This is a genomic window from Photobacterium sp. DA100, assembly GCF_029223585.1.
GTDB lineage: Bacteria > Pseudomonadota > Gammaproteobacteria > Enterobacterales > Vibrionaceae > Photobacterium.
Genome location: NZ_CP119423.1, coordinates 2,540,854 through 2,559,352, shown reverse-complemented (window position 1 = coordinate 2,559,352; position 18,499 = coordinate 2,540,854). Strand labels below are relative to the sequence as shown.

Below are 18,499 nucleotides of genomic sequence, written 5' to 3'. Positions count from 1 at the left end.
CGTGGTCAACCTTTAAACACAATGAACAGAACCTGACTTGGTGGTGTTGTGGCGGATATTCAGGCCATTTTAGCTAACGGTCATTACCAGCTTACCGCTATGTTGCTGCTCTTTAAGGTGTTTGAGTGCTTCGGGAAGCTGGCCGAAGGCATAGACGTGATCCACCATAGGATCGAGCTTGCCCTCGCTGACGAGGCAGGCCAACTGGTTACCAATATCAGCGAGATGCTGGATATGCTCGATATGGCCGTGGGAGTAGGTGCCGTGCAGGGCGACCTCATGCAAGCTGAGCGCTTTGGTTGTCGCCAGCAGTGGTATCTGGTTGAACTGATCGGCAATCATGACAATATGGCCGTTGTAGCGGACCAAGGCGCTCATGGTGCTGCCCGACTTGGCCGACACACAGTCAACCACCCCGTGTACTAATTTGTCTTCGGTGTATTCGATAAGCCGCATGGCGATGTTTTCCGTCTGCGGATCAATAACTTCATCCACACCGTAGGACAGAAGCCGTTGGTGGTGCTGGCTGTCGGCAATGGCATAGACAGTGGCGCCAGCCAATTTTGCCAGTTGGACGGCGAAACCGCCCACACCGCCTCCGGCACCGGTAACGGCGATGCTTTGCCCGGCCTCGAGCCGGAGTTTGTCATGAATGGCGATCCACGCCGAGTAGCCTGCGCAGGGAAGGGCTGCAGCCTGGGTGAAGCTGACATTGTCGGGTAATCGACTGACCGCATAGGCTTTGGCCTTGCTGTATTGGGCGAAGCCCCCGCCGTCCCGGGGATCAATAAATGCCATGACCCGATCGCCGGGCTGGAAATGGTGGACGTCCTTACCGACGTCGGTGACCGTACCGGCAATATCCAGCCCGATAATTTGGGGGTAGTGCCAGGTAGCATAGCCCCAATGCGCAAGTTTATAGTCGATAGGGTTGAGGCCGACAGCTTCTACCTTGATACAGATATCTTCAGCGGAAGGGACGGGTTGGGGCGCCGTAGCCAGTACCAATTGATCGATACCCTCCGGCTGGTTCAATTTCCATGCTTTCATTGGCCACCACTGCGATTCTTGTTGTATGTCATGTGTTTATTGTCTCTTATAACAATAAACCAAATTTTCACTTTTGGGTGGTTTGGGCGCAGCGACGGGGCGGAAGAGGCTACAGGCGAGGAGGCGGTTGCTGATTAGGGTAAAACCCGCCAATAAAAAACGCCTCTTGGCGAAGAGGCGCTTGCTGGACTCTAGGCGACGGCCTGGCTGGAGTGTTCTTAGCCTAGGCGTTCGGTTAGGTACGCGTCGTAATCGGGGATTTCGATCTCGACCTTTTCCGCCAGTTTTGGCGAAGAAATCATGAAGTTCGCGCTGGCACGGTTGGTTGCTACCGGAATGTTCCAAACTGCTGAGATACGCAGGAGGGCTTTCACATCAGGATCATGGGGTACCGCATTGAGTGGATCCCAGAAGAAAATCATCATGTCAATCTTGCCTTCGCAGATCAGTGCACCGAGCTGTTGGTCACCCCCCATAGGTCCACTGAGCAAGCAGTTGATCTCAAGACCCGACTCGCGTTCAATCATATGGCCTGTTGTACCTGTGGCGTACAGAACATGGTCTTTTAACTTGTCCTTGTGCTCATTGACCCAGCGAAGCAGGTGAGCTTTACAATTATCATGAGCGACAAGCGCGATGTGTTTGGTTTCTTCCATTGTGCGGGTTGTTACGTGCATCTATTACTCCACAGAGACAAAATTGACAACAGCTGTCGCACAGAGTTTACGGCTCGAGTATGACAGCTGTGTGGTGTTATCTGTATTTTTATAACGCCATATGTAATGGATTGCACTTGGCAAGGGAATAGCATGTGCAACGCAATTCGAGGCATCAGGTATAAGTACCAGAGCTGACCATGGAAGTACAAAGAATTCTTTTCAAATCATTGGCTAGGTAACAGAATTCTGTCATGCGGGACCAGCCGTGGCCGGTCCTTGGATGGAAATACAACAGGGTAGGTGTCGGTATTACGGCGCTTCCACATGGAAGACGGGGCGAAATTCCGCAGGAGAGAGCGACTCGGCAATGGCATCGCTGTCGAGGCTAGCCGGTGTCAGCAGGGCAAGGATCGGGGCGAGATCTTTGTTCAAAGGCTTGCCTTCCAGATACCTGACCGCCTGATCGACTGACAACATTGCCTGCTGGGCCATCTTATCCGTTGGAGCAAAGAGGATTTTGCCGCGCAGCAAACCGCGATATACCCCATGACTGAGGTAGGTCGACAAGATCTGGGTCTCACCGCTCAAGTGCTTGGTTCTCAGTTCACTGATCGCAACTTCTGCCGCTACCGCCCCACCGACAATGTAGTCAAAGTGCTGCTCGCTCGCCAGCAGCTGCTGGATCAGGTTACGCTGTAGTTCCTTGCTGTGATCGGCCCATAACGTTGTGACAATCTTAATATCGCTGTCTTTGGTCGCATCATAAAAGCCCTGTACTACCGGCTTGGTGCCGCCACGTTTTTGCGGCCCGGGCAGCAAGGCCACATTGACCATACCACTGCCTTTGGGGTGGCGTTTTGCCAGAAACTGGCCGGTAAGGTGCCCCATCTCGTACCAGTCAATCCCGACTCTGGCGATGACATTGTCGTGGCTATCTTGGTCGGTGGTATCGAGGTAGTTGATGGTGGCAAAGACCGGAATATCCTCGGTCAGCTGGGTCAGCATATTCTCGTAGGCTAGGCTGTCGACGGTACCAAGGATAATGGCGTCGGCTTGCCATTTCCGGCAGTCAACAAGTTGGCTCTGCTGTTTATCGAGGTTCGGGTAGCCACCGGCTTCCAGTACTTTGAGCTCGACGCCGAGCTTTTTCGCATGTTCTACCATGCCGTAATTGACAGACAACCAATAGGAGTCTTTAAGGTGCGGGTAAACGGCACAGAGCTTCCACGGTTTGCTGGCGGTATCGAGCGGTTGGTAATGGATTTTCGTGGCTTGTTTGTTGGCCTCGAAAGGAGGGCTGTAGGCGATAACCTCGACCGCATTTGCTGTGTGGCTGAAGCCGGCGATTGCCAGCAGTGCCATCGCAATTTTGTTTATCATGTTGCAACCGTCTGGAAGTAGGTCTGTTGTTTCGGCTGGCGAGTATATTCCAGCCAATAAGAGTAGAGCAATGTTGTGGTTTATCATTAACTAGCTTGGGTATAATAGCATTTTTACTGTTTTCTGTGAGATGTGCTCGGCGAATCTTCCTGCTTTCTGTATTGTGTTAAGCAAACTGAAAGAGGGTGCATCTTCTTCTCTGCCACGGTTTATTATATGACCTTTACTCCCAGTAGCATTGGCCAGAAACTGCTGATTGCTTTTTCAATGATGGCCGGCCTGATGATCATCGCCGTAGTGATTGGTGTGGCCGGTTTTTCCCTGGTGGCCAAAACCGAGCGGACGGTGATCAATGCTGCCGTCCCAGCTTTGGTCGAGGCTCGTCAGCTGTCGGATCTCAGTACCCGGATTATCTTCAACGCCCAGGTGCTGGCAAAGTCAAAAGATGAAAACGAACGGGAGCAGCAGGGCAAGTCGCTGACACTTCACATCCGTGCCCTGAACAACAGCCTGAAATCTCTTGATCAGTATGCGTTCGAGCCTGAGCTGATGGCTCAGCTGGAAACCGATGTCGAGAACATCGTCAATAACCTTGCCATGCTGGGGATGCTGGTGGGCAGGAAGCTTGAACTTAGCGAGCAGGTCAAGGCGCTGAATAACACCATGACGGCAGCCACCAAGCAAATCGACGAACTGTCACAGTCTCAGGTTTCCAATGCCAATACCATTGCAGTGGCAAACGTGTCTCGCATTTATGATCTGGTGAAGAAAGATGACAAGGAGGCGGTATTCAATGCCCTCGACAGCTTGGTCGAGGTCGACATGGATCTCAGCGAGCGCCTGTTCGAGCTTCGTTTCCTTTCCCTGCAAGTGATTAATATGCTCGATGACAGCGAGCAAGTGAAAACAATCGGTGAGTTGGGCAAACTCAGGGAGCGTTTCGAGTACGCGGTTGGTGTCATTCAGCAGCGGGTGAAATCGGTAGAGGATCCGAGCCGCTCAGAGCAACTGCTTGAGCAGGTCAAAGCACTCAATAACGACGGCGAGTTCTTCGCCAACATGGAAGCGTTGATCTATTCCCATCAGGATGTCGAACGGATGGAGCAGCAGAACTTGGTGCTGTTCCAGCAGTTGAACCAAACCGTCGACGATATTATACAGGCGGCGAATACCGGTACCCAGCAGGCAGTTACCCAGGTCGATGAAACCCTCACAGTCGCGCGAAATAGCCTGATTGCGATTTCTGCCCTTGGGATGGTGGCCTTGGTGCTCATTATGTGGCGCTATGTTTATGCCCGGGTGATCCGCCGGATCAATGATTACAGCAAAGCCCTGATGGCACTGGCTCGGGGCGATTTGGCGATCCGCTTAACCACCCAGGGTGATGATGAGCTCGCGCAGATGGGGCGGGCGATTATGGTAGCCCGTGATACCGCCTACGAACGGCACAGGCTGGCGCAAGTTGAATCGAAGATCCGTTCTGAGTTGCAGCAGCATAAAAATAGCCTGGAACAATTGGTGGCAGAGAGAACCAGCCAGTTGGAAAAGGCTAACGAGAAGCTCAACCAGGAAGTGCAGAACCATGCTAAGGCGCGGGATGAAGCTGAGCAGGCCAACCGGGCGAAATCGGCATTCCTGGCGACCATGAGTCATGAAATCCGCACTCCGATGAACGGGGTGCTCGGTACGGCATCCTTGCTTGCCGATACCGGACTCACCGACAAGCAGGCGGAATATTTGAAGGTGATCAATCGCAGCGGCGAAACCCTGCTCGATATTCTCAACGATGTGCTGGATTATTCGAAGATCGAAGCCGGCCACCTGGACATCAGACCTGCTAATTTCTCGCTCCATACTTTGGTCAAGGATGTCTACAGCCTATTTGCCGGACGGGCACAGGGTAAACATATCCGTTTGCTGACCGAGATTGATGACAATGTCACGGAATACTGGGTCGGGGATGCGACACGTATCCGCCAAGTGTTGGCTAATTTGGTCGGCAATGCCGTCAAGTTTACTGAAAACGGCCAGGTGTCGGTGTATGTGACCGCATCGGCGCATGACCCTTCTCGCCTGCATTTTGAAGTGGAGGATACTGGTGTTGGTATCCCCCACCATGAGCAAGAGGTAATGTTCGATGCCTTCCAGCAGTCAAGCGAGGGCCGTCAGGCGGTGGGGGGAACAGGATTGGGACTGGCTATCAGCAAACGTATCGTCGAGGCCATGGGCGGGGAAATTGGCCTGGTCTCATCGCCTGGCGAAGGGAGCTGCTTCTGGTTTACCCTGACGCTAGAGCCTGGCGAGCAGAGCGAGGTTTCAAGCCTTGAAATGGTATCGAGCCTTCCTGCGGCCAAGGTGCTGCTGGTGGAAGATAATCCGGTCAACAGCCTGGTCGCCGAGGGCTTCCTGCGCCGCTTGGGTCATCATACTGTGGTGGCCGAAGATGGCCAGCAGGCGAGGGAAGTCTATGCCGGGCATGACTTTGATATTGTCCTGCTGGATATTAATCTGCCGGATACCGATGGGGTAACCTTGCTTGGTGAGCTCAAACGACTCAAAGGTACGGGGCAAGTTTCCGATACGACACCATTTATCGCTTTTTCTGCCCATGTGTTCAATGAAGAGGTCGAGCAATATTTGGCCGCCGGGTTTGCCGGTTTCCTACCTAAACCGCTGGTCGAGCACCAACTGCTGGATGTCATGAATGCGATTTTAGGTGGTAATGAGCATGTCGGTGCTTTAGAGCAAGCCCATTTTGTGCAGGAAGAAGCGGCGAGTAATAGCCGTAGTGACAATGAAGAAGATGTCGAGGTAAGTGCAATCATGACCGAGCAAATACCGCTGTTGGATGAATCTGTGTTGGGTGGTGATCTCCAAGTGCTGGGCCAGGCGATGGTCGAGAAGATGATCTCTCTGTTTGCCGAGTCATCGCAAGCGACCATGGCCAAATTGCTGCCGGCCATGCAGAGTGGCGATAGTGCATCGGTATCTGGCCTGTCACATAACCTCAAGGGGGCGGCAGGTACCATGGGGTTGCGCCAGCTGCATCAGGTTTGCTTGGAAATCGAGAAATCGGCAAAGGAAGGCAAGGTGGAAGAGGGGGCAGCCAATGAGCTCGAGGCAGTGTATCAGCAATCGCTCAAGGCGTTAGCAGATGCTTTTTCTAACGGTGACAAATAAGAAAAGGCTACTGGTAAAATAGATGAGTGTAGCAGGAGGTAACTTCCATCCTGCCACAGCAAGGACCACTGAAAAGTCAGTGGTTTTCTTTATTTCTCTTTATAAAATGCAGACTTCGGCGCGTTGGGAATGTCACCGGTTTCGGTCGGGTTGCTAGGATCCCCGCTCCATTCAAACCAGCCACCGTCATAGACGCTGATGTCTTGCCAGCCCATCACATGGGCGTAGAAGAAGGCCTCGGATGCTCGCCAGCCGGTACCGCAATAGAACGAAACCGTCTGCGATGCGTTAATGCCCCAATCTTTCCAGAAGTCAGTCATGATATTAGGACTGATCATGGTGTCATCTGGGTTGCGGAAGTCTTCCAGATGGTAGGCATCCGATCCCGCGTGGCCCCATTTTGAACCCTTGATGCGGCCTTTGGGCTCGATGTAGCGGTAACCACTCGTCTCACCAACATATTCGGCCCAGCTGCGGATACTGACCAATGACTGATGTTCAGGATCTGCCAGGATTTCACGTGCTCCTGGAACATCAATAACGTAGTGCGGATTGGCTGGAATAGTGCGGCCAAACTCGACAGGCTTGGCGTGGTTACGCAGTGGCTGGGTTGAATAACCTGCATTGACCCAGGATTGCCAGCCGCCGTTGAGCAGGCGTACATCATCAACACCGGCATACATAAGTAGGCTGGCGGCGCGGGCTGCGGCGGTATTGTCACGGCCGTACAGGATCACCGTTGTATCGTGGGCGATCCCCAATTCTTTGATGGTCGCCGCTAGCTTGCTGTCGTCAACTCGGTTCCACCAAGGCTCTGATTCAATATTGTTGGTATTGAGGTAGAGTGCAGAAGGTATATGGGCGGCAAGGTATTTTGTCGGTGGTCCCCAGGCGACCTCGACCACTTTGTAGCCTTTTGCCGGTGGGTGAAGGACATCTTTGCCGTTGATCAGCTGATTGAGCCACTGTGCAGGTACAAGCTGCTGGTAGTTTTCAAGCGCAGTAAGCGGACCTGAAAAGTCAGTAACCGCCTGGCTAATAAGCTGAATATTGTTATTGCCAAGGCTCTTAAGCTGGGATTGTAAAATGTCCGCTTTTTCAGGCTGGCAATAGAGATAAGTCGGCTTGGTCAGGTCGATACCGCGGTTTTCGAGCTCGGCTCGGACAACCTGGGGGCGAAGCGTCGATAGCCAGTCGGCATCGAAATTAATAGCACCAGGAAAGTGGCCACCACGTGTCTGGTTGGCTTCGGGCCAGCCGTTGTAGTGATTACTCGACCGACAATCGATGATTTGAAAGTCTTGGTTATTTTCGGCGGCTAACTGATCAAAAGTTGCCGCCATAAGTTGGGGACTCATTACGGCTGCAGAAGAGAGCAGTGCCCATTTTGTTAGTTTCATTGGAGTTACCTAGCATAAAAAACAGAGCCAGCATTATATTATGCTGGCTCGCTACTTTATTGATATAAGTAATGTTCTTTCGGTTTAGCTTGCTTGCGCTGCGGTATTTTTCGAGCGGTTCACATTTTTGCTACTAGGCTTGCGGCCACGTTGGTTTGGCTTTTGGCCTCTTGGCTTCACATCGCTGTTACGGGAGTTTTTGCCGTTGCCGTTGCCGTTGCCGTTGCCGTTGCCGTTGCCGCTACGTTTGCGTTGCTGGCCGTCAGCATTACGAGGTTTATTGTCACCTTGTTTTGGTGCGTTACCTTTGCGAGGGCCTGAGTTGCGTTTTGGCTGGTTACTGCGGTTGTCGCCACGTTTTTCAGTACGCTTTTCAGTATTGCTTTCTGCCGCTTCTTTTGGATTTTTTGGTTTCTTTGGCTTTTTCGCTTTAAGCGGTTTGATCGGCAAAGAGTTCGGTAGCGCATTGGTTGGCACAAAGCCCATTACATCTTTGCGCTCAAGGTGCTGCTGAATCAACTGCTCAATGGCGTTAAGCTCTTTGATTTCATCAGCGCATACCAGTGAAACTGCATGGCCTTCAGCTCCTGCACGGCCGGTACGGCCAATACGGTGAACATAGTCTTCAGCCACATTTGGCAGGTCGAAGTTGACTACTTGTGGCAGCTGGTCGATATCGATACCACGGGCGGCGATATCGGTTGCCACCAAGATGCGGATCTCACCGGTTTTGAAGTTTGCCAATGCCTTGGTACGGGCACCCTGGCTCTTGTTACCGTGGATAGCCGCCGCGGTAATGTCACGCTCTTCAAGGTATTTTGCCAAGCGGTTCGCGCCGTGCTTGGTACGGGTGAAAACCAGTGCCTGATGCCATTTTTTCTCTTGGATCAGCTTGGTTAGCAGCGCCGGCTTTTTCTTCTTGTCGGTTGGGTAGATCCACTGCTGTACCGTTTTGGCTGTGCTGTTGCGCGGTGTTACCGAAATCTCAACCGGGTTGTTGGTCAGCTCGCGGGCCAACTCACGGATTTCTTCCGAGAAGGTTGCAGAGAACAGCAGGTTCTGACGCTTGGCAGGAAGTAGCGCCAAAATCTTTTTGATGTCACGGATAAAGCCCATATCCAGCATACGGTCGGCTTCATCAAGTACCAGTACTTCTAGCTGGTTGAACTTAACAGCGTTCTGGCCGATAAGATCCAACAAGCGGCCTGGAGTGGCAACCAGTACGTCGGCACCTTTGCGCATGCGCATCATCTGCGGGTTGATTTTCACCCCACCGAATACGACCGCCGAGCTAAGTGGCAGTTTCTTGGAGTAGGTTGCTACATTTTCACCCACCTGTGCCGCCAGCTCGCGAGTTGGTGTTAGAACAAGTGCTCGCACTTGGTTCGCACGTACGATAGGGCCTTTTGATAGGCGCTCAAGAATAGGCAGGGTGAAGCCTGCGGTTTTGCCTGTTCCTGTTTGAGCTGCGGCCATAACGTCTCGACCTTCCAAAACCGCAGGGATAGCCTGTGCCTGAATAGGAGACGGGGTTTCATAGCCTTGGTTGGCAACAGCTTCAAGGATTGGGGTACAAAGGCCCAAAGAGGCAAAACTCATAGATAATTCTCAGTTGGATGAAAAGTATGATCTGCCTCACACAGGCAGCAAGCGGGCTAGCTTACAGCAGGATCGGGAAAAGTCCTAATCTTTCAGATTATTCTATCGGTCGGCCAGTGATTGTGGATCAGCTTTCACCGCTTGCGATAAGTGTCTCAAACCGCTCATTGCCGCGCAGGGATTCGAAGTCCTGCTCTTCGGCGGCTAGCTCGCGCAAGGAGGCACTGTCACGGACCGCTTGTTCCAAGTCATTGATAGCCATTTCTTCGGAGCCGAGGCAGGCATAGGCACAGGCACGTTGATAGAGCGCATGGGCATTTCTGGGATCGAGTTCTAATACCCGGTTACACAAGCTTAACGCCCAGTGAAACTCCCTGATTTCCATCACCGCATCGGCTTTGTAGGTCAGGGCTTCCAAGTCACCGGGGCGGATTTTCAAAATGTCGTCATAGACCTCGATTTTTTGTTCCGGCGTCTGCAGGCCCTGCGAACGTAACCACAGGTTGTGGATTTCGTTGATGGTTTCAATCTCTTTGTTGTTCTGGGCAATGATACGGGTTTTGCGCTTGAGATCTTGTTCGAGGCGTTGGAACTTCTTTTCATATTGTTCAGCAATAGACTGGAGTTGTTGATCGGCGGCTTTCTTGGTGTTGTCGCGCAGCTCACGCAGCGACTGCCAGCCGATCAGGGCAAACAGGGACGCGGCACCAGCAATGAGGTAGAAGAAATAGGTGACAGTGACATTGGCGTAGTTCATCGACTTATCAGCAACAGCCAGTTCCCGGTCGGTGATTTCGATCACCAACCGGCGTTCGAGATCCTGCTGGTCGATACGCAGCGCCTTGAGTTCGTCAAGTACGTACCTTTCCATCAAGGGGCGCTCCAGTATTTTATCTTCTGCTGGCGGTGTCTCGGCACTGGCAAGGGCCGAAAAGGCGAAGGCAACGAGTAGGATCAGATGACGAAATAGCATAGAGACTTCCTTGAGCAAAAAAATACCTCAAAGATCAGTCTAAAGGAACGGTCGTTCGATTGGAAATCGCAGGGGAAAGAAAAGCGCTGATGGCCTGAGTATGTTGATTGCTTACTAACAACGAGGCACAGGAAGAGATTGGTTGGCGGCCAAAACCTTGGTTACCACCAGCGCTGGAGAGACGTCGAAATAGGATTGCTAGTCTTCGAAACCACCTTCTTTCTGAATGGTAGCCAGCATCGACCTGCGCTTGAGCTCTTTATCGGCTTCTTGCTGGCAATGGACGGTGTTGGCTTCTTCGAAGCTGGTTTCTGCAGTGTTTGAAAAAACAAAATCTTTATTAAAAATCAGCATGACGTTTTACCCTCAAGTCATCATGTTGTTTACGGATCACATCCTGTCTTGATTTGGTTAAAAAACCATCATCCCTGACTAATTATTTTAAGGAGGAGGAAAGAGGCGTAGTTCACACTTTCTTTGCCTACGTAGGCGTAGAGCGACCAAAGGCTCGTCAATCTATACCGAGCAGCTCTAGTGCGAGTCGGGCTGAGTCAAACGCAAACTCAGAGGGGGCAATCTCATGGCGATTGATCCATTTGATAGCCGCAACATCATCATTTGCCTGCATTTTTGGCTTGCTATCAAGTGTTATCTGATAGAAGGCATCACAGGTTTTGTACGTCGTACCTCGGTATTTATAAGTATTGGGTGCCGAGCCGATATAGCGCATGCCGGCAGGCTGAAAGCCAAGTTCTTCTTCGAGTTCGCGGCAGAGCGCTTGTTCTAAAGATTCATCGTAATCGACAAACCCTCCCGGGAAATCGAGCATGCCTTTACCCGGTTGCCGCCCTCGCTCTGCCACCAAGATATCATCACCGCAGCAGATAACCGCCAGCACTGCCGAAGCGGTATTGTGGAAATAGGTAAACTGACAGTGGTCACAGCGAAACGCTTTGGCCTCGGCGCGTGATAGTGTGGCTTGTCCGCAAGATGGGCAGAACATAGGGCACTCTTGATAGTCGAAAATGAAAAGAAGAAACAAGTCGCGAGAATAACTTAGTAAACCCGTGAATGCCAAGCGTGATTGGGTTAAAATTCAGTAAGCGTTATACCCAAGTCTTTTGCGCTGAATAAAGCCCCTTGAAGTTACTTGGCTGTATAGCGCCTGTGTATTTATTGAAGTCACCACTGGTTTAGAAAAATGTCTGAAGAACACGAAGAGTATGAAGTTGAGGCCCTTGGCGTTGAGGTGAGTGCCCAGCCAATAGAGCTTTACAAGGTATTGAAAATTGCCAATGCCGTAAGTGGTGGCGGTGAAGCGAAGTTTGCGATTGCCGAAGGGTATGTGGCGGTAAATGGTGAGTTGGAGCAGCGCAAGCGCCGCAAGGTTTACGACGGCGATGTGATTGAGTTCAACAACGAGTTCTATTTGGTGCTTTGTGATCAGCCCGTGACAGAAGTTGCTGACAAGCCAAAGAAAGCCGCCGAGCCAAAACCCGCACCACGCACAAAGTCGAGCTCAAAACTGGCAAAAGGCAAAGGGCAGGGTGCCAAACCGAAATCAGGCTCACAAGCTAACCGCTCTCAAGGAAATAAAGCCAATAAAGGCCGCTCGGGCAAAGCGCCGGCCAAAGGTCCTGCGGACAAAGCGACGGGCAGAAAGCCAATTAGTTTCTAAGCGAATCTGTGACAAGTCAGTTTTTTTGACAACATTGGATAGGAAAGGCCGCGTATTCGCCTGTCTCTTATGCACAAATCCCCGAGCATGCTCGGGGATTTTTTTTTGAACTCACTTTCGAAGTTGTGATCTGATCATTTAATAGCTATTAAATGGATGATTAAGATGGATAAAAATACTCATGAACAATGGGCAGATATGCAATTTGGGCAAGCTAACCTCAACGACCCTAGACGAACTCAGCGTTTAGTCTCTTTAGCGGCTTCACTTGCTCAACAGCCAGGAGTTGCTGTGTCAAAATTATCCCTCTCACCTGCTGATATGGAAGGGGCATACCGGTTTATTCGTAATGACCATATCGAACCAAAAGATATCGCTGAGGCGGGGTTTCAAGTAACTGCTCAAAGAGCCGCAACCCATCCCATTTTACTCGCCCTTGAGGATACAACCGCTTTAGTCTTTAGGCATCAATCGGTTAAAGGTGAACTAGGGCATATTAATCAGGGAGATAATAATCGAGCCATCTTGGCACATTCGATTTTGCTTTTTGCTCCACAAAACCACGATATTGTTGGCTTAATTGAGCAGCAAATGTGGACCCGTGACATATTGAAACGAGGCCAGCGACATCAACATGCTTCGCGGCCTTACAAAGAAAAAGAGAGCTATAAGTGGGAAAAGGCCTCTCAGAACATGGTTGAACGATTAGGCACTAATATAGATAAAGTGATTTCAGTATGTGACCGTGAGGCTGATATCTACGAATATCTGGCGTACAAAGCGCAAAATAATCAACGATTTGTTGTGCGTTCAATGCAGAGCCGATGTATCAAAGAGCATGACAACAAACTCTATGACTATGCTGAGCAATTACAAAATGCGACGCCTAAAGTCTTGCATATACCTCAAAAAGGGGGACGTAAAGCGAGAGATGTCGTCCTTGATATCAAGTACGCAAAAGTCACACTGAAAGCACCAGCCAATAAATCATCTCAGCCCGATACCGCTATGTATTATGTCAGTTGTGTTGAACAAGGCGATAGAAAAGACAAGCTCGCTTGGCACTTACTGACATCTGAAAGGGTCACAAAAGCAGAAGATGCGGAACGCATTGTCAGCTATTACGAACACCGCTGGTTAATTGAGGACTACCATAAGGTCTGGAAAAGTGAGGGGACAGGAGTTGAAGAGCTCAGAATGCAAAGTCGAGATAATTTAGAGCGGATAAGCGTCATTTTAGCATTTATAGCCACACGTTTATTACAGTTACGCTTTATGAGAAAAACGTGTTCTCAGGCTGATCATAACTGTGAAAAGGTATTGAGCACACAAGCTTGGAAGTTGTTGTGGTTGAAAATGGAGAAGAAAACCATTCCCGAGTCGCCACCCAATATATCTTGGGCTTATGAAAACCTTGCAAGAATGGGGGGATGGAAAGATACCAAACGAACAGGAAAGGCATCAGTGAAAGCCCTATGGGAAGGATGGTTCAAGTTACAAACCATCCTTGAAGGCTATGAGCTAGCAATGTCTCTTGACCATCAAAACTTGTGATCAAGAGACAGGCGTATTCGCGGCCTTTTTGTTGGGGATGTGCTTGTGCCAGCAGAAACACAAGCGCTAAGCCGCGCGATGGTTGCTAAGCCCGTATTTCTTGATTTTGCGGTACAAGGTCGCAATGCCGATCCCCAGCTCTTCGGCCACCATCTTGCGGTTGCCGAGGCGCGAAATTGCCTCTTCTATACGGATTTTTTCCATCTCTTCCAAGCTCATCGAGCAGTCGTCATTCAAGATCTCCTGCGGACTTGTGGCTTCAGGGGTTTGCTCAAAATAAGGCGGAAGCAAATCGACGTCGATTTGGTCACCTTCAGGGACAACATTGACGAGGTATTCCACTAAGTTGCTTAGCTCTCGTACGTTGCCCGGCCAGTGGTAGGCATTGAGACGGCGCATGGCTTCTTCACTGATCCCCGGGTACGTCACCCCGATTTTCTGGGTGTGGTGCTCGAGGAAATAGTTGATCAGTAGCGCGATATCCCCTTCACGCTCCTTGAGCGGCGGCAGGTGGATAGGGATCACGTTGAGGCGGTAATACAAATCCTCGCGGAATTTGTTGGTGGCGATCATCTCCTGGAAATTACGGTTGGTGGCCGAAATAATGCGGATATCTACCGGAACCGCTTTGTTGGAGCCAATCGGCATCACTTCCCGCTCTTCCAGCACGCGTAACAGCTTGGCCTGCAGGGTCATCGACATATCACCGATTTCATCGAGGAACAGCGTGCCCTTGTTGGCGGCCTGGATCAAACCGGTTTTGCCTTTGGTAGATGCGCCGGTAAAGGCGCCTTTGACATAGCCGAACAACTCGCTTTCCAATAGCTGATCAGGGATAGCCGCACAGTTGATCGCAATGAAAGGGTACTGGCTGCGATCGCTCAGGTTATGGACCGCATTGGCGATCACTTCCTTGCCGGTACCGCTCTCGCCGTTGATCAGGACGCTCGATGGGCTGCTGGCAATGCGGGTGATGAGCTTCTTCAACTGGCGCATCTTGCTGCATTCGCCGATAACGGTGGCGAACTGTGGCTCATGATCCGGGATCATCAATGCGCTATTAGGTTGATGAAAGGCCATCAGGAAAAGTTGATGGCCGTGGGCGTTATAAAACTGCCCGACTAATAATTCCTGCCGGCCACCGAGTGAAATAATATGTTGTTGGTGGCCCTTCATCTCATTGTTGTGCAGAGACAGTGGCTGAATATTAATTTCAAGGCTGTGCAGCGCCTCCTGCGTTATATTCAGGTTGTTGAGGGCGGGCTGGTTGCCGTATTTTACCCGGTTGTTTTCATCGAGTACTAATACGCCCTGGTCCATGTTTTCAATAAGATTGGTAAACACCTCGTCGAGACTGTCACTATTACTGTTTTTCTCGACAACTTTAGATACCACTATTTGGGCAATATGTTTGATGTAGTCAGAGAAAAGCTGGACATTGTCTTTGATCCTCTCGCGTGATTCTTCACTGAACGCAACGAGGCTGATCACCCCGAGGCAGCGATCCTCAATCATGATCGGCACACCGAGGAAGGCCATTTCACGACAGCCGTTCTTGTTGGTGCAGCCCTCGCACAAAGGATCGGTCCTTGATTTGACGACAACTTTTTCTTCATGTGTTTCAAGTATATACCTGAAAATCCTTGAGCTGGTATTTAGCTTTTTTCCAAAAAACTTACTATAGGGACCAGTACCTGCAATTCTGACCAAATCGGCATCGACGACTTCGGCGTCGATTTTCAACACCGCCGACAGCATTTGGGTGAAGCGGAGGATAGTCGGTTGCAACTGCATTAATTCTGAGGGTCTTGGTGTATTCAGCATATTGACTGGCTTATTCCTTTAATGACCGAATTAACATAAAGAAAAACCCAGTTATGCTGTTTGATATGTGTCAGGGTTTTTAGATTGAATATTTCAAAATGAAATATTTTGCTACCAATGTCACACGGGCATATCAATATGATAATTCCCCTTTTTTATCACTATCATTTTGGTCTAGCGAGTTGATACCTCTGTGATAGCTGGTATTTCTATTGCCTCTCTATTCTTTATGAAAGATCGATACTCTTAAATCCTTCATCCCAGTATTCATGCGGGCTTTCAACGAGTAACAATAAATAATATTTTCTAAATTCAATGTTGGCACAGTTGTTGATTGTACTGAATTAAGTTCCGAAATAATTACCTTTGTTAACCCTTAGTTTAAGCCTGAAATTTATAAGCAATCTCAGTGCCTTAAATCAAAAACCAAATGAATGATCGCTGATTGAGCAATGCTGAAGGCTGTCATTACCCATTAAGCGACTGGCCCGTGAAGAAAAGCGCTGCCAGGGACGTATAACAATTGAAACCGGGAAGAAAAACATGAAGAGCATCAACGAACTGATCAAGGAAATTAATGAGCTTAAATCTGAACTGCACGACAAAGACTTTCTGTTGACCTGGGAGCAAACCCCGGAAGAGCTTGAGCGTGTATTGAAAACAGCCCAAGCCCTTAAATCAATGCGCCAGGAAAACATTGCTACCAACGTGTTTAACAACGGTCTCGGAATCTCCCTGTTCCGCGATAACTCAACCCGTACTCGTTTCTCTTATGCTTCGGCTATCAACATGCTAGGTCTTGCTCAGCAGGATCTGGATGAAGGCAAATCCCAAATTGCCCACGGTGAAACGGTCCGTGAAACGGCTAACATGATTTCATTCTGTGCCGATGCCATCGGTATCCGCGACGACATGTACCTAGGGGCGGGTAACGCTTACATGCGTGAAGTGGGTGAAGCCTTGGATGACGGCGTGAAAGAAGGTGTGCTTCCTCACCGTCCGGCACTGGTGAACCTGCAGTGTGATATCGACCACCCAACCCAGTCTATGGCTGACTTGGCATGGTTGGAAGAGCACTTCGGTGGCTTGGACAAGCTGAAAGGCAAGAAAATTGCGATGACATGGGCTTACTCGCCAAGTTACGGCAAGCCACTGTCTGTGCCTCAGGGCATCATCGGTTTGATGACCCGCTTCGGTATGGATGTCACCCTGGCACACCCAGAAGGCTATGACCTGATCCCTGAAGTGGTTGAAGAAGCACGTAAGAACGCAGAAGCCTCTGGTGGTAGCTTCACTCAGGTTGCCAGCATGGAAGAAGCGTTCAAAGACGCGGACATCGTATATCCGAAGTCTTGGGCGCCATATCAAGTCATGGGCCGCCGTACAGAATTGCTACGCGCTAACGACCATGATGGTCTGAAGGCATTGGAAAAAGAATGTCTTGCACAAAATGCCAACCACAAAGACTGGCATTGCACCGAAGAGATGATGAAGCTGACCAAAGGTGGCGAAGCATTATACATGCACTGCCTACCAGCAGACATCACTGGCGTATCTTGCGAAGAAGGTGAAGTGGAAGAATCGGTATTCGAGAAATACCGCATCGCGACCTACAAGGAAGCGAGCTGGAAGCCATACATCATTGCCGCAATGATCCTTAACCGTAAATACCAGGAGCCTGGCCACATTCTGCAAGAGCTACTGGATGATGCGAAGAAGCGCGTTAAATAACCGCGTGGAGCATCGATGCTTCTCCTGCCTTGGCTCGCTGGCCATGGTGTGACAGGGCAGGGAAAACCTAGTCGATCTATCTGTATCTTTATGCTTGGGCCATGCTAGCCCATTCGCGGGGGAATACCCTTGAGTAATTAAAGCCCCCGCTTTTTTCTTTCTCTAATTTTACGAGGTCTGGTCGTGTCTACGTTCACTCTTAAAATGGAGATCGCCGATAACCGCCACTATAACGGTCAGCTTTCTCCACTATTTACCGCCGCCGAGGCGGAAAAAGCCCGCGCTTTCCACCAAGCTGTGGAAGGCTACCAGCCGACACCATTGCATTCTCTCGACTGCCTGGCCAAAGCAATCGGTGTTGGAAAAATCCTAGTCAAAGACGAAGCTTACCGTTTCGATTTGAATGCCTTCAAGATGCTGGGGGGCGCATATGCGATTGCCCGCCTGCTGTGTGATGAGTTCAAGCTCGATATCAATGCCTTTGATTTCGCCAAGCTGAAAAACGACATCACAGAAAAAATGACCTTTGCGACCGCGACCGACGGCAACCATGGCCGTGGTGTGGCATGGGCCGCAAACAAACTCGGCCAGAACGCTGTGGTTTACATGCCTAAAGGTGCTGCCGATGAGCGTGTTAACAACATCCGTGCCCTGGGGGCCGAATGTATTGTCACCGACATGAACTACGACGATACCGTGCGCCTTGCGATCAAAACTGCCGATGAAAATGGTTGGAAAGTGGTCCAGGACACGGCATGGGAAGGATACACCGAAATCCCGACTTGGATCATGCAGGGTTACACCACGATGGCGGCAGAAGCTGTCGACCAAATGAAAGCGATGGCTGTTGAACGTCCGACTCACGTCTTCCTTCAGGCCGGTGTCGGTGCGATGGCCGGTGGGGTGCTGGGTTACCTGTGTGACCAATTCGGCCCTGACAAATTGCACTCAGTGGTTGTCGAGCCCGATCAGGCCGACTGTATCTACCGCTCGGGGATCAGCGAAAACGGCGAGATGATCAATGTCGATGGTGATCTTGCCACCATCATGGTTGGTCTGGCTTGCGGTGAGCCTAACCCGATTGGCTGGCCGGTACTGCGAGACTGTTCAACCCAGTTTGTTTCCTGCCAGGACAGTGTTGCAGCGCTAGGTATGCGTGTTCTCGGTAACCCGCTGGGTGAAGACCCAAGGGTGGTATCGGGTGAGTCTGGTGCGGTAGGCGCCGGTTTGCTGGCGGCGGTTCATTTCCATCCGGAAAAAGAAAAACTGATGGAAAAACTGGGCCTCAACCAAGACTCGGTGGTGCTGCTGATTAATACCGAAGGGGATACCGATCCTGTCCATTACCGCGAAGTTGTTTGGGGCGGTAAACACCAAACTATCTGACCGTTTTTTGAGCAGCTGTTTGGGCTAGTTAGCGCAATGCCTTTACTAACTAGCATCACTAAATGCTCAAAAAAAACAATCAAGA

General features: G+C 50.5%; 14 protein-coding genes. 5 read left to right on the top strand and 9 right to left on the bottom strand.

Annotated elements, in window-relative coordinates; all coding sequences use genetic code 11:
- Window positions 1–69: 69 nt before the first annotated feature.
- The 3 genes from PTW35_RS11735 to torT form a co-directional block, all read right to left on the bottom strand.
- Window positions 70–1,050, bottom strand: a complete 981-nt coding sequence (locus PTW35_RS11735; RefSeq protein ID WP_281025141.1) for a zinc-binding dehydrogenase — start codon at window positions 1,048–1,050, stop codon at window positions 70–72.
- Between the two features lie 218 nt (window positions 1,051–1,268).
- Window positions 1,269–1,727 (bottom strand): methylglyoxal synthase, encoded by a 459-nt coding sequence (locus PTW35_RS11730; protein WP_044623735.1) that lies wholly within the window; start codon window positions 1,725–1,727, stop codon window positions 1,269–1,271.
- Window positions 1,728–2,018: 291 nt separating this feature from the next.
- Entirely contained in the window at window positions 2,019–3,089 is a 1,071-nt protein-coding gene (gene torT / locus PTW35_RS11725) for a TMAO reductase system periplasmic protein TorT (RefSeq protein WP_281025140.1), read from the bottom strand.
- A gap of 216 nt (window positions 3,090–3,305) precedes the next feature.
- Here torT and torS point away from each other — a divergent pair, with 216 nt between their 5' ends.
- Entirely contained in the window at window positions 3,306–6,269 is a 2,964-nt protein-coding gene (torS, locus tag PTW35_RS11720; RefSeq protein WP_281025139.1) for a TMAO reductase system sensor histidine kinase/response regulator TorS, read from the top strand.
- A gap of 89 nt (window positions 6,270–6,358) precedes the next feature.
- On the opposite strand, the gene PTW35_RS11715 is transcribed toward torS, so the two are convergent.
- The 5 genes from PTW35_RS11715 to PTW35_RS11695 form a co-directional block, all read right to left on the bottom strand.
- Window positions 6,359–7,669: a rhodanese-like domain-containing protein gene (locus PTW35_RS11715; RefSeq protein WP_281025138.1), complete on the bottom strand. Its 1,311-nt coding sequence runs from the start codon at window positions 7,667–7,669 to the stop codon at window positions 6,359–6,361.
- A gap of 84 nt (window positions 7,670–7,753) precedes the next feature.
- Window positions 7,754–9,268, bottom strand: a complete 1,515-nt coding sequence (locus PTW35_RS11710; protein WP_281025137.1) for a DEAD/DEAH box helicase — start codon at window positions 9,266–9,268, stop codon at window positions 7,754–7,756.
- A 127-nt stretch (window positions 9,269–9,395) separates the two neighbouring features.
- Window positions 9,396–10,241 carry a tetratricopeptide repeat protein gene (locus tag PTW35_RS11705; RefSeq protein ID WP_281025136.1) on the bottom strand — a complete coding sequence of 282 codons (846 nt, stop codon included), beginning with the start codon at window positions 10,239–10,241 and terminating at the stop codon, window positions 9,396–9,398.
- A gap of 198 nt (window positions 10,242–10,439) precedes the next feature.
- Window positions 10,440–10,595 (bottom strand): hypothetical protein, encoded by a 156-nt coding sequence (locus PTW35_RS11700; RefSeq protein WP_281025135.1) that lies wholly within the window; start codon window positions 10,593–10,595, stop codon window positions 10,440–10,442.
- A 157-nt stretch (window positions 10,596–10,752) separates the two neighbouring features.
- Window positions 10,753–11,244: an NUDIX domain-containing protein gene (locus PTW35_RS11695; RefSeq protein WP_281025134.1), complete on the bottom strand. Its 492-nt coding sequence runs from the start codon at window positions 11,242–11,244 to the stop codon at window positions 10,753–10,755.
- A 198-nt stretch (window positions 11,245–11,442) separates the two neighbouring features.
- Here PTW35_RS11695 and PTW35_RS11690 point away from each other — a divergent pair, with 198 nt between their 5' ends.
- Entirely contained in the window at window positions 11,443–11,919 is a 477-nt protein-coding gene (locus PTW35_RS11690; RefSeq protein WP_281025133.1) for an RNA-binding S4 domain-containing protein, read from the top strand.
- Between the two features lie 165 nt (window positions 11,920–12,084).
- Window positions 12,085–13,473, top strand: a complete 1,389-nt coding sequence (locus PTW35_RS11685) for an IS4 family transposase (protein ID WP_281025132.1) — start codon at window positions 12,085–12,087, stop codon at window positions 13,471–13,473.
- A 66-nt stretch (window positions 13,474–13,539) separates the two neighbouring features.
- Here the strand turns inward: PTW35_RS11685 and PTW35_RS11680 are convergent, their stop codons facing one another.
- Complete coding sequence (locus PTW35_RS11680; protein WP_281025131.1) at window positions 13,540–15,267, bottom strand: sigma 54-interacting transcriptional regulator; 1,728 nt, start codon at window positions 15,265–15,267, stop codon at window positions 13,540–13,542.
- Between the two features lie 573 nt (window positions 15,268–15,840).
- Here PTW35_RS11680 and ygeW point away from each other — a divergent pair.
- Together ygeW and dpaL are read left to right on the top strand one after the other, a co-directional pair.
- Window positions 15,841–17,028, top strand: a complete 1,188-nt coding sequence (gene ygeW, locus PTW35_RS11675) for a knotted carbamoyltransferase YgeW (RefSeq protein WP_281025130.1) — start codon at window positions 15,841–15,843, stop codon at window positions 17,026–17,028.
- A gap of 204 nt (window positions 17,029–17,232) precedes the next feature.
- On the top strand, window positions 17,233–18,414 hold the full coding sequence (dpaL, locus tag PTW35_RS11670) for a diaminopropionate ammonia-lyase (RefSeq protein WP_281027494.1): 1,182 nt from the start codon (window positions 17,233–17,235) through the stop codon (window positions 18,412–18,414).
- Window positions 18,415–18,499: the final 85 nt, after the last annotated feature.

Excerpts from the sequence above, each read along its gene's own strand:
- PTW35_RS11735 (WP_281025141.1), bottom strand. The coding sequence starts at position 1,050 with ATGAAAGCATGGAAATTGAACCAGCCGGAGGGTATCGATCAATTGGTA.
- PTW35_RS11730 (WP_044623735.1), bottom strand. The coding sequence starts at position 1,727 with ATGCACGTAACAACCCGCACAATGGAAGAAACCAAACACATCGCGCTT.
- torT (WP_281025140.1), bottom strand. The coding sequence starts at position 3,089 with ATGATAAACAAAATTGCGATGGCACTGCTGGCAATCGCCGGCTTCAGC.
- torS (WP_281025139.1), top strand. The coding sequence starts at position 3,306 with ATGACCTTTACTCCCAGTAGCATTGGCCAGAAACTGCTGATTGCTTTT.
- PTW35_RS11715 (WP_281025138.1), bottom strand. The coding sequence starts at position 7,669 with ATGAAACTAACAAAATGGGCACTGCTCTCTTCTGCAGCCGTAATGAGT.
- PTW35_RS11710 (WP_281025137.1), bottom strand. The coding sequence starts at position 9,268 with ATGAGTTTTGCCTCTTTGGGCCTTTGTACCCCAATCCTTGAAGCTGTT.
- PTW35_RS11705 (WP_281025136.1), bottom strand. The coding sequence starts at position 10,241 with ATGCTATTTCGTCATCTGATCCTACTCGTTGCCTTCGCCTTTTCGGCC.
- PTW35_RS11700 (WP_281025135.1), bottom strand. The coding sequence starts at position 10,595 with ATGCTGATTTTTAATAAAGATTTTGTTTTTTCAAACACTGCAGAAACC.
- PTW35_RS11695 (WP_281025134.1), bottom strand. The coding sequence starts at position 11,244 with ATGTTCTGCCCATCTTGCGGACAAGCCACACTATCACGCGCCGAGGCC.
- PTW35_RS11690 (WP_281025133.1), top strand. The coding sequence starts at position 11,443 with ATGTCTGAAGAACACGAAGAGTATGAAGTTGAGGCCCTTGGCGTTGAG.
- PTW35_RS11685 (WP_281025132.1), top strand. The coding sequence starts at position 12,085 with ATGGATAAAAATACTCATGAACAATGGGCAGATATGCAATTTGGGCAA.
- PTW35_RS11680 (WP_281025131.1), bottom strand. The coding sequence starts at position 15,267 with ATGCAGTTGCAACCGACTATCCTCCGCTTCACCCAAATGCTGTCGGCG.
- ygeW (WP_281025130.1), top strand. The coding sequence starts at position 15,841 with ATGAAGAGCATCAACGAACTGATCAAGGAAATTAATGAGCTTAAATCT.
- dpaL (WP_281027494.1), top strand. The coding sequence starts at position 17,233 with ATGGAGATCGCCGATAACCGCCACTATAACGGTCAGCTTTCTCCACTA.